Here is a 14,606-nt window from a genome sequence, read left to right on the forward strand (position 1 = left end):
GCATAGTGGAGGCATGGCGTCCTCGAAACCCACTGTATTCGTCCTGTTCGGCGCGACCGGAGACCTGGCCAAGCGAATGGTTCTTCCGTCGTTCTACCAACTTCACCTCGAAGGTCTGTTGCCCGAGGAATGGGTGCTGATCGGCAACGGCCGCAAGGACTCGTCCGACGACGAGTTCCGCGGTCACGTGCGCAGCGTGCTCGACGAGTTCGCCGAGAACGTGGCCGAGGATGACTGGTCGGCGTTCTCGGAGCGAATCCGCTTCGCGGGCAACGGCTTCACCGTCGACGATCCCGGCAAGTTGCCCGAGGTCGTCGCCGATGCGAAGAAGGGTATCGGCGACGACGCCCAGTTGGTGCACTACATCGCATTGCCGCCGAGCACCTTCGTCGATTACACGAAGGCCCTCGGCGCACACGATCTCGCCGAGGGCTCCCGGGTTGTCTACGAAAAGCCTTTCGGCACCTCGCAGAGCAATTTCGAGGAACTCGACAAAGCCGTGCACGAGGTGGTCGAGGAAGCTCAGGTCTATCGCATCGACCATTTCCTCGGTAAGGAGGCGACGCAGAACCTGCACGTGCTGCGGTTCGCCAACGGCATGATCAGCGGCATCTGGAACTCCGAGCACGTGGCGCAGGTGCAGATCGACGTCCCCGAGACGCTCGATATCGACGACCGCGCCGAGTTCTACGACGCCACCGGCGCCGTGCTGGACATGCTCGTCACCCACCTGTTCCAGGTTGCCGCCGAGGTCGCGATGGAGCCGCCCGCGTCGCTGAAGCCCGAGGATCTGCAGTCGGCCCGCGAGACGGTGATCGGGCAGTTCCGGCCGCTCGACACCGCCGAGGTGGTTCTCGGTCAGTACGACGGGTATCGCGACGTCGAGGGTGTGGCCGAGAATTCGAAGGTCGATACGTTCGTGGCGGCGAAGTTGTGGGTGGACACCGACCGTTGGCGTGGGGTTCCGTTTCTGCTGCGCACCGGAAAGATGTTGGGCGTCAGCCATCAGCGGGTGTCGTTGGTGTTCCGCAAACCGGCCGACAGTCCGCTGGGCGAGCTGCCGGAGGATGGTGCCGTCTTGACGTTCGATCTCTCCGGTGACGGCAGCATCGACCTCGCGATGACGGTCAAGGAGCCGGGACCGGACTTCGATCTGTCGGTGGGGCATCTGGCGTTGCCGCTGAAGTCGGTGCCCGACGCCGAGCCGCTGAGCCCGTACGCGCGTTTGATTCTCGACGTGCTCAACGGAGACCGATCACTGTTCACCCGACCCGACGGCCTGGCCCATGTGTGGGACGTCGCCGCGCCTTTGCTGAGCGATCCGCCCGAGGTGAAGCCCTACGCGCCCGGTTCGATGGGACCGGTCGAGGCCGAGGACCTCGCAGCACCATGCGGCTGGTTGATCACAGGCGCGGAATAGCTCGACAAACCGGCCGCAGGACTTTTTCGGCGAAACGACGGATCGGACAGAACGGGCGCGCTATATTTCTGCCGCCCGATCGAACCTTCGACCTCGGGCCTCGACGTTTCTCCGGAAGGAATCCCTCTCATGTTCCTCGAACTTCTCGGTACTCTGCTCGGCGGCGGCGCTGAAGGCGGCATCGGCGGAATCATCACCGACGGAATCGCCGCCGGCATCTCCGACGCGATCACCGAACTCTTCACCGGAAGTGCCGAAGGGCTTTCCAGCGTCGCCGAGTAGTCGACCACCGAGCCCCGGGCCCGCCACGGCAGGTCCGGGGCTTCGTCGTGTTCCGGGCCGTCACCGGAGCGGCATCAACATCATTGCCGCGAGGTAGATCAGCACGACGGTGCCGCCGGTCAGGACCGTGCCGGCCACGGTCGCGAGTCGGACGATGTTGGCGTCCCAGCCGAAATACTCTGCGACGCCGCCACATACACCTCCGATCATCTTCTGCGAACTCGACCGGGTGAACTCTCTGGGGGAACCGCTCTCGAATGTCATGTGAAAAGTCTGCATCAGCAACGCCTTTCGGCACATCAGGGATTTCACCCATATCCACCCCGACAATCGAACGGTCCGAAATCGACGCTCGAAGTAAGATCGTCGACTTTTCCGAGCCGACCCCTGGACCTACGGCTTCGACGAACGCTACGGTCGCACATGTTCGGCGAGTGCCCGAGAAGGTGCGGCCCGGCCCGTCCCCCTTGCGGACCGGGAACGCCCGTCGAAAACCGGAAGCATCGGGTGTTCACCGAATCGCCATGGATTGGTCACCGGTGAGCACTAACTTTCGGCGCATGACCGACAACGATCTCCGCAACGGCACGGCTGCTCGCACCAACCTGAGCGACTTGCTCGACATCACCACAGCCGTGGATCTTGCCGACACGTCGGGCTTCGCTGTCGACGACTCCGACGACGACGATCCGGTACTGTTGACTGTTCCCGACGGCCACATCGTCGACACCTGGCGCGAGAACTACCCGTACGACGAGCGCATGACGCGGGCGGAGTACGAACTCGAGAAGCGCCTCCTGCAGATCGAACTCCTCAAGCTGCAGATGTGGACCAAGGAGACCGGACGACGCCACGTCATCATCTTCGAGGGCCGCGATGCCGCCGGTAAGGGCGGCACGATCAAGCGTTTCATGGAACACCTCAATCCCCGCGGGGCCAGTGTCGTCGCTCTGGAGAAGCCGTCCGCTCGGGAATCCACGGAATGGTACTTCCAGCGCTACATCGCGCATCTGCCCGCAGCCGGGGAGATCGTGATGTTCGACAGGTCCTGGTACAACCGTGCGGGAGTCGAGCGGGTCATGGGCTTCTGCACCGATGAGCAGCACGCCCAGTTCGTCCGCCAGGCTCCCCTGTTCGAGCAGATGCTGGTGGACGAGGGCATCAGCTTGACCAAGTTCTGGTTCTCGGTGTCGCAGCACGAGCAGCGCACCCGCTTCGCCATCCGGCAGGTCGATCCGGTGCGGCAATGGAAGCTCTCCCCGATGGACCTTGCCTCGCTGGACAAATGGGACGCGTACACCGCGGCGAAGGAAGAGAACTTTCGGGCCACCGACACCGATGTGGCACCGTGGACGATCGTCAAGAGCAACGACAAGAAGAGAGCGCGAATCAACGCGATGCGCTTCGTGCTCAACAAATTCGACTACGCGAACAAGGACGCCGAAATCGTCGGTGAAACCGACCCGCTGCTCGTCGGTCGCGCGAAAGATGTGATCGGCGAATAGTTCTGGCCGCGGAATCGGTAACACGTCCGATAAATCGTTGCGGTACTACGTCTTCGACGTCGCGAGTTGGTATGCCGGTGATGCACCGGCCACGAGCGTGCGGTAGGAACGAGTGAGGCCGTACCACCTACGGCCGTACGTGCACACGAGCAACAGGAGTTCTCATGGGTTCAGCAGCACAGTTCTTTTCCGACATCGCTTCCGGCGTCTACGACGGCATCGTCGACGCGATCGTCGATCAGATCGTCGGCGTGCTGACGTCGGGTAGCGCCGCTTAGTCGTCCGAAGTGGTCGCGGTCGCAGTCGGGGGCGGCCGCGACATCTCGGCTCCGTCGCCGTTTTGTTCTGTCACACCAAGCTTTTCGACTTTTACTCTCTTTTTCGTATGTACAGCGGGGCCGTCTGAGGTAGAAATCTTCTTGCAGAGGAAATCGAGTGACGCCCGTCACTTTCGATCTGCACACCCCTCTAAAAAGGAGCATTTCGCATGTCCGCTGAACTCGGTGACCTCCTCGCTATCCTCCTCCAGCTCTTCTCGGGTGGCAGCTCCTCCGCAGACTAGAGACGCCCCCGCCCCTTCTCGAATGACCGGTGCCCGCCCTGTCGCGGGTGGCCGGTCATTCGTTCGTTCGAAGCCTCCCGCGGGGAGTGCTGTAGACGCGCATCAATAGGGTTGCCGGATGCAGACCGTTCCCATCCAGATGCCCGACGGTTCGACGGTGCCGGTGTCGTTGTTTCCCGGCGAGGGGCGTGACGATGCACCCGTGATCGTCGTTCTACCCGGCCTCGGCATTTCCGGTGGCTACTACCGACTGTTCGCCGAGGCGCTCGTCGCGCGTGGCTTCCATGCCGCGATCGGCGACCTGCGTGGACAGGGCGACAGCGTGCCGAAGCCGAGCTCGGCGAGTCGGTACGGGTATCAGGAACTGGTCTCGGTGGACTTTCCGGCGATCTTCGAGGTGGTCCGCGAGCAATTCCCGGCGACGACACCGTATCTGCTCGGGCACAGCATGGGCGGGCAGCTCGGCTCGATGTACGCCGCCCGCATCAGGGGCAGGCTGGGCGGATTGATCCTGGTGGCGTCGGGATCGCCGTATCACCGCGGTTTCGGCACGACCCGTGGCGTACCGCTGTACGTGGGCGCGGCGGCGATGGCGATCACCAGCAGCATCGCCGGGTTCTGGCCGGGGGATCGGATCGGCATCGGCGGCTTCGGCCGTCAGTCGAGGGTTCTGATCGACGATTGGTCGAGGTTCGCGCGAACCGGATCGATCGAGCCGGCGGGAGCCGACATGGACTACGAGGAACGTATGGGGCGGCTGACACTGCCGGTGCTGGCGGTGACCATCGAAGGCGACGACCTCGCTCCCCGTGGGTCGATGGACAACCTCGTCCGCAAACTTGCCCGTGCCGAAGTCACGTCCGAGCACGTCGACGAGCCGCTCGGACACAACGGGTGGATTCGTAACCCCACAGCCGTCGCCGACCTCGTTGCAGAGTGGATTCACCGCTGACCGGCTTAGATTCATCCACGGGTATTCGACTTGTTTTCGTCCGTTCACACATACTCTCGGTAGGTTTTGGTGTAGAAAGTCCCTCGTACCAATAATTGTGTGACGAGGATAGCGAGCACGACTGTGAACGACCTGGGGGAGACGGTTCGTCGAATCGGAGGTGGGGTGCAGAGCTTCCGGGCACCTGCACTGCGCAGAGTGTTCGTCGGGTGTGTGGCGGCCTGCATGGCAGTGGTCGCACCACCGCTCGCTTCTGCGGCCCCGGCCGAGCCGGTGTCCGCACCGACGGGGTCGTACGTGGTGCGCACCGAGGTCACGGACGGCGCCGCAATGACGGCCTTCGTCCACTCCGCCGCGATGGATCGGACGATTCCGCTGAAGATCCTGCGATCACCGGATCGGTCCGTTCCTCGCCCCACCCTGTACCTGCTGAACGGCGCAGGTGGCGGAATCGATGGAATGGACTGGTACACCCAGACCGACGTCGTGTCGTTCTTCGCGGACAAGAACGTCAACGTGGTCACACCGGTCGGAGGTGCCTATTCGTACTACACGGATTGGCAGACCGATGATCCCGTGCTCGGCCGCAACAAGTGGGAGACGTTCCTGGTCGAGGAACTGCCCCCGCTCATCGACGATCTGTTGGACACCAACGGCCGCAACGCCATTGCGGGCATCTCGATGGCCGCGACCTCGGTTCTGAACCTGGCGGCGCACCACCCGGGGTTGTACCGCGCTGTCGGCTCCTACAGCGGCTGCGCGTCGACGACCGACGCGTTGGGGCGGGCATACGTCAAGACTGTCGTGTCCATGGCCGTCGGCGCGAACGTGACGAACATGTGGGGACCGGACGATCATCTCGACTGGGTTCGCAACGACGCGGTGCTCAATGCCGAAAAGCTCCGTGGCACAGCGCTGTACATCTCCAACGGCAGCGGGCTCGCCGGAGCGTCGGACACCTTCGACGGGACCAATCCCAACGGACCCGGTTTCGTGTTGCTCAACCAGATGGTCGTGGGCGGTGCGATCGAGGTGGCTACCGGAGATTGCACGCGCAGGCTCGAGACGGCCCTCGAGCATCTCGGCATCCCTGCCCACTTCGAACTGCGGGAGCGCGGCACCCATTCGTGGGGCTACTGGCAGGACGACCTGCACGCGTCGTGGCCGATGTTCGAGGACGCCCTCGCTGCTTGATCGTCAGTTGCCGGCGAGGTGCCGCCACAGAAACTCGTAGGTCAACGCAGTCTTGAACGCCAACTGCGCGTTGTCCGACGCCCCGCCGTGCCCGCCTTCGATGTTCTCGTAGTAGCTCACGTCGTGGCCGAGCTCGGCCAGCAGCGCGGCCATCTTGCGCGCATGTCCGGGATGGACGCGATCGTCCCGCGTCGACGTGGCGATGAGAATCGGCGGGTACTCACGCTCGGATGCGGCCACGACATTCTGATACGGGGAGTACTGCGAGATGAAATCCCACTCGGCCGGATCGTCGGGGTTGCCGTACTCGGCCACCCACGACGCGCCCGCGAGCAGCAGGTGGTACCGCCTCATGTCCAACAGGGGAACCTGACATACCAACGCGCCGAACAGTTCCGGGTACTTCGTCACCATGATGCCCATCAGCAACCCGCCGTTGCTACCGCCCTGAGCAGCCAGCTGTTCGGTGGTGGTGATGCCCCGGGTGACGAGATCGCTTGCGACAGCGGCGAAGTCCTCGTGCACCAGGTGACGCCCGGCACGCAGAACCTGGGTGTGCCAGGACGGCCCGTACTCACCGCCGCCGCGGATGTTGGCGACGACGTAGGTGCCCCCTCGTTCGAGCCACGCCCGTCCCGTGGCTCCGCTGTAGCCGGGCGTCATCGAGATCTCGAAGCCGCCGTAGCCGTAAAGCAGCGTCGGGCCCGGTCCGGCGTCGGCGCGGCGGACGACGAAGTAGGGGATCTGCGTTCCGTCGTCCGACCGGGCGAAGAATTGCTCCACCGTCATACCGTCGGAGTCGAAGAATGCCGGCGCCTGCTTGAGGATCTCGAGTTCGGCCCCCACCGTGCCCACCAGCAATGTCGCCGGGGTGAGATAGCCGGAGGAGGACAGGAAGAACTCGTCGCCGTTCTCCTCGGCATCGGTGCCGATGATCTCGGTCGACGTCAGGTCCGACAGTCCGTCGACGGTGGAGCTGTCCCAGCTCGTCGTGCGCGTTTTGCGTCCTTCCAGGTACGCAAAACGCGCACGGGGGGTGAGGACGTGAAGCTCGGTGCGCACATCCTGCAGGGTCACCAGCAGCAGGTGGTTCCGGGTCCAGGCGTACTGGTGCAGCGAGGTGTGCGCATCCGGAGTGAAGAGGGCGGTGAGAGAGGTTGCCCCGGACATGAATTGGTCGAAGTCCGCTGCGAGCAGCGCGCCTGCCGGATGGGTCGTGTCGCCGACAGTCCACGGTGTCATCGTGCGCACCAGCAACCAGTTCTCGTGCACCGAGGTCGACGCATCGGTCGGCGTCGGGATCCGGATCAACTCGGAGCCGTCGAGGAGATAGGTCTCGGAGTTGTAGAAGTCGGTGGCGCGCTGGACGAAATCGCGCTCGAACCCAGGTGTGCGATCGTGCCAGGCCGAGATCGAAATATCCTGCGCTTGCCCCTCGTACACGGTGTCGGCGTCAGCCAATGGGGTACCGCGCTGCCACCGCTTGGCGATCCGCGGATAGCCCGATTCGGTCAGCGAACCCGGCCCGACATCCGTTCCGACGAAGACGGTGTCGGCATCGATCCAGCCGATGTCGGTCTTGGCCTCGGGTAGCGAAAAGCCGCCGTCCTCCGGCGCGCGAAAGGTACGGGAGTCGAGATCGAATTCACGGACCACCGTCGCGTCGGCCCCGCCGCGGGAAAGGGTCACCAGAGCCAGCCGCTGATCGGGACGCAGCACCTGCGCACCGCCCCACACCCAGTTCTCGTCCTCGCTCGTGGCCAGGGCATCGAGATCGAGCAACACGTCCCACGCCGGACTTTCGGTTCGGTACTCGTCCATCGTCGTCCGTCGCCACACACCGCGGACGTGTTCTGCGTCGCGCCAGAAGTTGTACAGGAACCGACCCCGGCGACGGGCATAGGGAATGCGGGCATCGGTGTCGAGAATCTCGCGGATGCTCGCCTCGGTGGCATCGAAATCCGTGCCGCTCAGCGACTCGATCGTCACGTCGTTCCTCTCGCGCACCCACGCCAGGGCAGCCTCGCCGGTGACGTCTTCGAGCCAGAGATACGGGTCGTCCGAGATTGCCATTCCACAGTTCTAGCAGCACTCGGGCCGCGAGGGTGGTCAGCACTCGGGTGGCTACCGGCTGGTAACGAAGACCAGGTCGAGACAGCGTCGGGCCGCACGACTACTCTCGGGTCTCGTGACCTCACACTATGACGTCGTTGTCCTCGGAGCCGGTCCCGGTGGGTACGTCGCTGCTATCCGCGCGGCACAACTCGGACTCAGCACTGCCATCATCGAGAAGAAGTACTGGGGCGGTGTGTGCCTCAACGTCGGCTGCATCCCCTCGAAGGCACTTCTCCGTAACGCCGAGCTGGCGCACCTCTTCACCAAAGAGGCGAAGCTGTTCGGCATCTCGGGCGAAGCCTCCTTCGACTTCGGTGCAGCGTTCGATCGCAGCCGCAAGGTTGCCGACGGACGCGTCAAGGGCATCCACTTCCTGATGAAGAAGAACAAGATCCCCGAGTACGACGGCAAGGGCACGTTCACCGATGCCAACACCATCGAGGTCGAGCTGACCAAGGGTGGCACCGAGACGATCACGTTCGACAACGCGATCATCGCGACCGGCAGCACCACCAAACTGCTGCCCGGAACCGAACTGAGCAAGAACGTCGTCACGTACGAAGAGCAGATCATGACCAAGGATCTGCCGGGTTCGATTCTCATCGTCGGTGCCGGTGCCATCGGCATGGAGTTCGGCTACGTGCTCAAGAATTACGGCGTGGACGTCACCATCGTCGAGTACCTCGATCGCGCGCTCCCGAACGAGGACAAGGACGTCTCGAAGGAAATCGAGAAGCAGTACAAGAAGCTCGGCGTCAAGGTCATCACCGGCGCAGGCGTGCAGAGCATCGACGACGACGGCAGCAAGGTCACCGTCGAGATCAAGCACAACAAGTCCGGTGAGAGCGAGACCTTCACCGTCGACAAGGTGATGCAGTCCGTCGGTTTCGCCCCCCGCGTCGAAGGATTCGGCCTGGAGAAGACCGGCGTAGAGCTCACCGATCGCGGTGCCATCGGCATCACGAACACCATGCAGACCAACGTCCCGCACATCTACGCCATCGGCGACGTCACGGCCAAGCTCCAGCTCGCCCACGTGGCCGAGGCACAGGCCGTCGTGGCCGCCGAAACCATCGGCGGCGCAGAGACATTGCCGATCGACGACTACCGCATGATGCCGCGCGCGACGTTCTGTCAGCCCCAGGTGGCCAGCTTCGGCCTCACCGAGGACCAGGCCCGCGAAGAAGCGCAGGCACGAGGTTCGGACATCAAGGTCGCGAACTTCCCGTTCGCCGCCAACGGCAAGGCGCACGGACTGGGCGACGCCACCGGCTTCGTCAAGCTCATCGCCGACACCGAGCACGGCGAACTGCTCGGTGGACACCTCATCGGGCCGGACGTGTCCGAGCTGCTGCCCGAGCTGACCCTGGCCCAGAAGTGGGACCTCACGGTCAACGAGCTGGCACGCAACGTCCACACGCACCCGACGCTGTCGGAGGCACTGCAGGAAGCGATCCACGGCCTCGCGGGCCACATGATCAACTTCTGATCTCAGCCGTAGAACGAGAAACGGCGGCGACCACTTCGGTGGTCGCCGCCGTTCTTCGTCGTTGTGCAGGCTACGACTTCCGCCAGTGATCGAATCTGCCCTTGATGTCCGACGCCACGTCGCCGATTCCGTTACCGACGGCGTCGACGGCTCCGGTGAAGCCGCTCCCGATGTCGCGAACCGTCTTGATCAGCGGGTCCTCGGAGGTGTCGAAGTTGTTCTTGTACGTGCGCGCCGCGTTGCGGAACTCCTCCGACACCTTGGCCTCGTGATCGGTGGACCTGCGCGGGTAGTCGCCTCGCAGTACCGCCGCGTACTCGCCGCTGTCGACCCACTTCTTCAGCTCGGCGGCACGCAGCACCGAGAACGGGTGCGAGAGAAGTTCGAGATTGAGCAGCTTGAGAACGCCGTCGCGCAGATCCCCACTGGCCTCGTACTCGGCGGCCTGAGCGAGGAAGGCGTCGACGTCTATTTCACTGATGCGTGCGCCGCCCGCCAACTTGAGCTGCACGCGGATCGCGGTGTGCACATCCTGCCCGCACAGCAAACCTGCTCTGTCGCCGGATAATTCGGACTTGCGCTGCCATTCCATCAGTCCTGCGATGACGGCGCGTAGGGCCCAGCCGCCCACCGGAACCCAGCCGACCGTGCCTGCGAGGCGCATCAAATGCATGAGAACGGTGCGGTAGACCGCATGACCGGACAGTGCGTGGCCGAGTTCGTGACCCACGACGAAGCGTTGCTCCTCGTAGGTCATCATGTCGAGCATGCCGGTCGTCAGAACGATGAACGGACGGTCCATTCCGATGGTGAACGCGTTGACCATCGGCGACTGGACCACGAAGAGCTCGGGTGTCTCCTCTGCGCCGAGAATCTTCACGCAGTCGTTGCGTAAGTCGTCGAGGTCCTTGAACTGCCGTTCGTCGACGCGTACCGCCGTGGCGAGGTACATCAGTCGATGCTGCCGTTCACGCAGCAGCCCCGACAGCGTGCGCAGGACGGTGTCGAAACCTTTGAGGGTGCGCAAGGTGACCAGGGCGGCTCGGTCCGACGGGTGCTCCCACGTGCGAGAGGAGATGTCGGGAAATTCGATGCGGGTGCGATCCGGAGGGGTGGTCAATCTGTTCTCCCAGCAGTCGATGAAAAATTAAAGTATCAGTAAAGCGGGGCGGGTGGTCCGAACCCGAACCTCATACTGCCCCCGAGAACTCTGTGATTACTCATAGCTCGGTAAGTGAGGAAAACGTCACCTGCGCTTCGGCCAGCTGATAATTTCCCGAATCGACGCACCGAGGGGGCTCGGCGTCGTGATGGGGGGAGTGAGCGCGCGTGGCCATCCGGTCGAACATCGTCGATGTCGGACGATCGCGTGTGTTGGTCGGATTCAGGACCTTCGGACGCGCGCTCGAGCTGGCGTTGGACGCCTTCGTTCATCTGATCGGCGACAGCATTCGACTGCGCCATCCGTGGCGCGACTCCGTCGATCAGGCCTGGTTCGTCGTCACCGTCACTGCTCTTCCGGCCATCCTGGTGTCCATTCCGTTCGGCGTCATCGTCTCGGTCCAGGTCGGTTCGTTGACCGACCAGGTCGGCGCCACCTCCATCGCAGGAGCAGCGGGTGGTCTCGGTGTGATCCGGCAGGGTGCCCCGATCGTCGCTGCCTTGCTGCTCGGCGGTGCCGCCGGATCGGCCATCGCAGCGGACCTGGGCTCTCGCACGATCCGTGACGAGATCGACGCCATGAAGACGATGGGTATCGACCCGGTCCGACGCCTCGTGGTGCCGCGACTGGCAGCGATTCTGTTCGTGGCACCGCTGCTGTGCATTCTGATCATCTTCATGGGTATCGCCGCCGGGTACACGATCAATGTCGGGTTCCAGGGTGGTACTCCGGGCAGTTACATCGCGTCGTTCGCATCCTTCGCCTCCATAGGCGACTTGGTGGTCGCCTTGGTCAAGACCGAGATCTTCGGTGTCATCGTCGTCATCGTCGCCTGCCAACGCGGCTTCGCAGCAGTGGACGGACCCCGCGGTGTGGCCAATGCCGTCAACGCCGCTGTCGTCATCGGAGTGATCTCGGCCTTCACGGTCAACGTGGTCATCACTCAGTTGGTTGCCATGTTCATGCCGCAGAAGCTGGGATAGGGGAACCGAGATGATGGCAACACCGTCGCGCCACGCGCCGCACGGCACCGTCCGCTACGTCCGCCGCATCGGCCGCGTCCCGGGGTCGATTCTGGAGTCGCTCGGTCATCAACTCACGTTCTGCCTGCAGGTAGTTGCCGCGATTCCGCACACCATCCGTACGTACCGCAGGCAGATGATGCTGATCCTCAGTGATATCGCTTGGGGCAGTGGAGCTCTCGTGGTCGGCGGTGGCACGGTGTCGGTTCTCGTCGTGCTGGGTATCGCGGTGGGTGCCTCCATCGGAATCGAGGGATTCAACACGCTCGGAATGGTGGGTATGGAGCCGCTCACCGGCTTCGTCTCCGCCTATGCCAGCACCCGTGAGTTGGCACCGATGGTCGCGGCCATCGGTTTCGCCGCGCAGGCCGGTTGCCGCATGACGGCGGAGATCGGGGCGATGCGCATCTCCGAGGAGATCGATGCGCTCGAGGCCCAGGGCATTCGTTCCATTCCGTTCGTGGTCACCACCCGAGTGATCGCGGGCATCATCACCATCGTTCCGCTGTACCTGTTGACGCTGATCCTCAGTTACGTCGCATGTCAGGTGGTGGTAGGTGTGTTCAACGATCAGTCCTCGGGCACGTACGACCACTACTTCACCACCTTCCTGCAGCCGATGGACGTCGTGTGGTCGCTGCTCAAAGCGACGATCTTCGTCATCACGATCATCCTGATCCACGGATATCAGGGGTATTACGCGTCCGGCGGGCCGGAAGGCGTCGGCCGCGCATCGGGACGGGCCATTCGCGCGAGTCTGATCGCGGTCGTCGTCCTGGACATGATCATGACCATCGTGCTGTGGGGATTCGACTCGGGCATAAGGATTTCGGGGTAGAGATGGCAGTGTTCGAGGATCTGTCCGGCCGGTCGGCCGGGCCGGCAACGCTCAGAACGCGCGGGATCGTCGTGATCGCGGTCCTCGCTGTCGTTGCGGTGTTGCTCACCGCCTACGCGAGGGGATACTTCGAGTCGAAGTTCGCGTTGACCATCGATGCGGCAACCGTCGGAGACGGGCTTTCTCCCGGAGCCGAGGTCAAGTTCAGAGGTCTGGCGATCGGCACCGTCGACGAGATCGAGACCCTGGGGTTCGGTCGTCAGAGAATCGAATTGTCCATCGACGGTGCGCAATCGAGCGAGCTGACCGATACGTTGCAGGCGCAGTTCACGTCTTCGAACATCTTCGGTTCGACGGCCATCGAGCTGATCTCGGACGGCACCGGCGGCGCACTGGCCGAGAATTCGACGCTCACCATCGCTCCCGACAGCACCAATGTCACTGTCACCAGCGTCTTTCGGCGAGTGGCGGCATTGACCGAGGTACTCGATTCGGACCAGGTGCAGCACCTGACCGACCTACTGGCGCGAATCTCGTCGGATGTGTCGGACAACCTGAAGCCCTACTTCGACACTGCGCGCATGCTCACCGAGAATCAGATCGATCCGCTCTCGCTCAAACTGCATCGCGGCGGCGAACTGGGGCAGGGGCTCGACGATCTGGTGCCACCGTTGCTCGATCTCGTGGTGGGCGTGGTGGACAACAGCGCCTACTACGAACCGATGGACAACCGCACCCGCACCCTCGACGCCATCGACGGCCTGAGCAACCAGCTGTTGTATCCGCTGGGCAAGATGCTCGAGACGAACAACCCGAACCTGACGAAGTTGCTCTCGACCACACTCGACCTGCTGGTGCCGATCGCTGCCTCGCTCGGCACTCTCGCCCCGGCATACGACCGAGTACCGACGGTCATCGACGGCATCTCCGATGCCTTCCCGTCGGTCGACGGTGCGCCGCAGCTGCAACTCGACGTCATCGTGGCCACGATGCCGAACATTGCGAGCGCAGTGGCCGCCTACGAAAGCCAGGGGGACCGGTGATCAAGGTGGGCGGAACCGTCGTGAAGCTGGCGGTGTTCACGGTGGTGACAGCGCTGTGCGCGTACGTGATCGTGGCCGCGTTGCGAACGCCGGTGGGCGGCGAGAAGGCCGAGTACACAGCAACGTTCGACGACGTGTCGGGTCTGTACGAGGGCGACGACGTACGCATGTCCGGAGTGCAGATCGGCAAGGTGGAGTCGATCGAGCTCGACGGATCCGAGGCAACGGTGTCGTTGGAGGTCGAGTCGTCGCGGTCGGTGTACGAGACGACGCAGGCAGCCGTTCGCTACCAGAACCTGCTCGGTCAGCGGTATGTCGAATTGGTCCAGACCGGTTCCGATTCCGGCCGAGTACTCCCCGCCGGGTCGACGATCGCGCTCGAGAACACCGTGCCCTCGTTCGACATCTCCGAACTGTTCAACGGATTTCGACCGATCTTCGACACCCTCGACACCGATCAGCTGAACCTGTTCGCGGAGAACATCCTTCGCATGGTGCAAGGCGACGGTAGCGGGATAGCGCCGGTGTTGAAAGACATCGACACGATCACCACCTTCGCCACCCAACGCGAGGCGATCATCGCCCTGTTGATCGACAATCTCGGGCAGATCTCGTCGACGATCAGCGGAAAGTCCACCTCGGTGGCCAGTCTCGTCGAACAGCTGACGTCTCTGGTCTCGCGGTTGAGCACCGAGATGGAGCACGTGCTGTCGTCTCTCGACCAGGCCAACTACGGGCTGGGCCCGTTGGTCGGGCTCGCAGAGGGATTGCGGGACGCCTACGACCAGGGATACGCCCCGGTGGACGGCATGCTCCGGCGGCTGATTCCGCAGACCGATCAGGTCACCGAGATCTTGGCTCTCGCCCCGTCGTTGCTGACCGGCCTGAATCAGAGCATCCCGGCTCCAGGGCAGACGTACACGTGCAGTCGAGGGCAACAGGACATTCCGGGGATCGGGCAGATCGTTCTCGGCAATCAGAAGTTGGTGGTGTGCCGGTGAAGGGGAAGACGAGATCGCGTG

General features: G+C 63.4%; 13 protein-coding genes. 10 read left to right on the top strand and 3 right to left on the bottom strand.

Annotated features, from left to right (window positions below):
• The first annotated feature begins 13 nt into the window (after positions 1-13).
• Positions 14-1,420 carry a glucose-6-phosphate dehydrogenase gene (locus ACNEOT_RS06905; protein ID WP_415973161.1) on the top strand — a complete coding sequence of 469 codons (1,407 nt, stop codon included), beginning with the start codon at positions 14-16 and terminating at the stop codon, positions 1,418-1,420.
• A gap of 129 nt (positions 1,421-1,549) precedes the next feature.
• Positions 1,550-1,702: a hypothetical protein gene (locus ACNEOT_RS06910; protein ID WP_317802350.1), complete on the top strand. Its 153-nt coding sequence runs from the start codon at positions 1,550-1,552 to the stop codon at positions 1,700-1,702.
• A gap of 60 nt (positions 1,703-1,762) precedes the next feature.
• Here the strand turns inward: ACNEOT_RS06910 and ACNEOT_RS06915 are convergent, their stop codons facing one another.
• Positions 1,763-1,966, bottom strand: a complete 204-nt coding sequence (locus ACNEOT_RS06915; protein ID WP_415973162.1) for a PspC domain-containing protein — start codon at positions 1,964-1,966, stop codon at positions 1,763-1,765.
• A gap of 296 nt (positions 1,967-2,262) precedes the next feature.
• On the opposite strand from ACNEOT_RS06915, the gene ppk2 reads away from it, so the two are divergent.
• The 3 genes from ppk2 (at position 2,263) to ACNEOT_RS06930 (ending at position 5,915) form a co-directional block, all read left to right on the top strand.
• The gene (gene ppk2 / locus ACNEOT_RS06920) at positions 2,263-3,207 is read left to right on the top strand and encodes a polyphosphate kinase 2 (RefSeq protein WP_415973684.1); all 945 of its coding nucleotides are present in this window, start codon (positions 2,263-2,265) and stop codon (positions 3,205-3,207) included.
• Between the two features lie 680 nt (positions 3,208-3,887).
• Positions 3,888-4,721 carry an alpha/beta fold hydrolase gene (locus ACNEOT_RS06925; protein WP_415973163.1) on the top strand — a complete coding sequence of 278 codons (834 nt, stop codon included), beginning with the start codon at positions 3,888-3,890 and terminating at the stop codon, positions 4,719-4,721.
• A gap of 225 nt (positions 4,722-4,946) precedes the next feature.
• A complete protein-coding gene (locus tag ACNEOT_RS06930; RefSeq protein ID WP_415973686.1) occupies positions 4,947-5,915 on the top strand; it encodes an alpha/beta hydrolase in 969 nt (322 codons plus the stop codon).
• Positions 5,916-5,918: 3 nt separating this feature from the next.
• Here ACNEOT_RS06930 and ACNEOT_RS06935 read toward each other — a convergent pair whose 3' ends face one another.
• On the bottom strand, positions 5,919-7,988 hold the full coding sequence (locus ACNEOT_RS06935) for a prolyl oligopeptidase family serine peptidase (protein ID WP_415973164.1): 2,070 nt from the start codon (positions 7,986-7,988) through the stop codon (positions 5,919-5,921).
• A gap of 115 nt (positions 7,989-8,103) precedes the next feature.
• Between ACNEOT_RS06935 and lpdA the strand changes: the two genes are divergently transcribed.
• Positions 8,104-9,519: a dihydrolipoyl dehydrogenase gene (gene lpdA / locus ACNEOT_RS06940; RefSeq protein ID WP_415973165.1), complete on the top strand. Its 1,416-nt coding sequence runs from the start codon at positions 8,104-8,106 to the stop codon at positions 9,517-9,519.
• 70 nt (positions 9,520-9,589) lie between these two features.
• On the opposite strand, the gene ACNEOT_RS06945 is transcribed toward lpdA, so the two are convergent.
• Positions 9,590-10,639, bottom strand: coding sequence for a M48 family metallopeptidase (locus tag ACNEOT_RS06945; RefSeq protein WP_415973166.1), 1,050 nt, complete (start codon positions 10,637-10,639; stop codon positions 9,590-9,592).
• Positions 10,640-10,848: 209 nt separating this feature from the next.
• On the opposite strand from ACNEOT_RS06945, the gene ACNEOT_RS06950 reads away from it, so the two are divergent.
• Genes ACNEOT_RS06950 through ACNEOT_RS06965 form a run of 4 tightly spaced genes read left to right on the top strand, consistent with a single transcriptional unit; the run spans position 10,849 to position 14,585 of the window.
• A complete protein-coding gene (locus tag ACNEOT_RS06950) occupies positions 10,849-11,664 on the top strand; it encodes an MlaE family ABC transporter permease (protein ID WP_415973167.1) in 816 nt (271 codons plus the stop codon).
• 13 nt (positions 11,665-11,677) lie between these two features.
• The gene (locus ACNEOT_RS06955) at positions 11,678-12,541 is read left to right on the top strand and encodes an MlaE family ABC transporter permease (protein ID WP_415973687.1); all 864 of its coding nucleotides are present in this window, start codon (positions 11,678-11,680) and stop codon (positions 12,539-12,541) included.
• Between the two features lie 2 nt (positions 12,542-12,543).
• The gene (locus ACNEOT_RS06960; RefSeq protein WP_415973168.1) at positions 12,544-13,584 is read left to right on the top strand and encodes an MlaD family protein; all 1,041 of its coding nucleotides are present in this window, start codon (positions 12,544-12,546) and stop codon (positions 13,582-13,584) included.
• Entirely contained in the window at positions 13,581-14,585 is a 1,005-nt protein-coding gene (locus ACNEOT_RS06965; RefSeq protein ID WP_415973169.1) for an MCE family protein, read from the top strand. Before ACNEOT_RS06960 ends, ACNEOT_RS06965 begins: the two co-directional genes overlap by 4 nt.
• The last annotated feature ends 21 nt before the right edge of the window (positions 14,586-14,606 follow it).

The sequence above is a fragment of the Rhodococcus sp. 077-4 genome, from assembly GCF_047782425.1.
Classification (GTDB): domain Bacteria; phylum Actinomycetota; class Actinomycetes; order Mycobacteriales; family Mycobacteriaceae; genus Rhodococcoides.

What these genes read in the sequence shown, in the direction of transcription:
- ACNEOT_RS06925 (WP_415973163.1), top strand. Translation starts at nt 3,888, where the DNA reads ATGCAGACCGTTCCCATCCAGATGCCCGACGGTTCGACGGTGCCGGTG.
- ACNEOT_RS06960 (WP_415973168.1), top strand. Translation starts at nt 12,544, where the DNA reads ATGGCAGTGTTCGAGGATCTGTCCGGCCGGTCGGCCGGGCCGGCAACG.
- ACNEOT_RS06930 (WP_415973686.1), top strand. Translation starts at nt 4,947, where the DNA reads ATGGCAGTGGTCGCACCACCGCTCGCTTCTGCGGCCCCGGCCGAGCCG.
- ACNEOT_RS06905 (WP_415973161.1), top strand. Translation starts at nt 14, where the DNA reads ATGGCGTCCTCGAAACCCACTGTATTCGTCCTGTTCGGCGCGACCGGA.
- ppk2 (WP_415973684.1), top strand. Translation starts at nt 2,263, where the DNA reads ATGACCGACAACGATCTCCGCAACGGCACGGCTGCTCGCACCAACCTG.
- ACNEOT_RS06955 (WP_415973687.1), top strand. Translation starts at nt 11,678, where the DNA reads ATGGCAACACCGTCGCGCCACGCGCCGCACGGCACCGTCCGCTACGTC.
- ACNEOT_RS06910 (WP_317802350.1), top strand. Translation starts at nt 1,550, where the DNA reads ATGTTCCTCGAACTTCTCGGTACTCTGCTCGGCGGCGGCGCTGAAGGC.
- ACNEOT_RS06915 (WP_415973162.1), bottom strand. Translation starts at nt 1,966, where the DNA reads ATGACATTCGAGAGCGGTTCCCCCAGAGAGTTCACCCGGTCGAGTTCG.
- ACNEOT_RS06935 (WP_415973164.1), bottom strand. Translation starts at nt 7,988, where the DNA reads ATGGCAATCTCGGACGACCCGTATCTCTGGCTCGAAGACGTCACCGGC.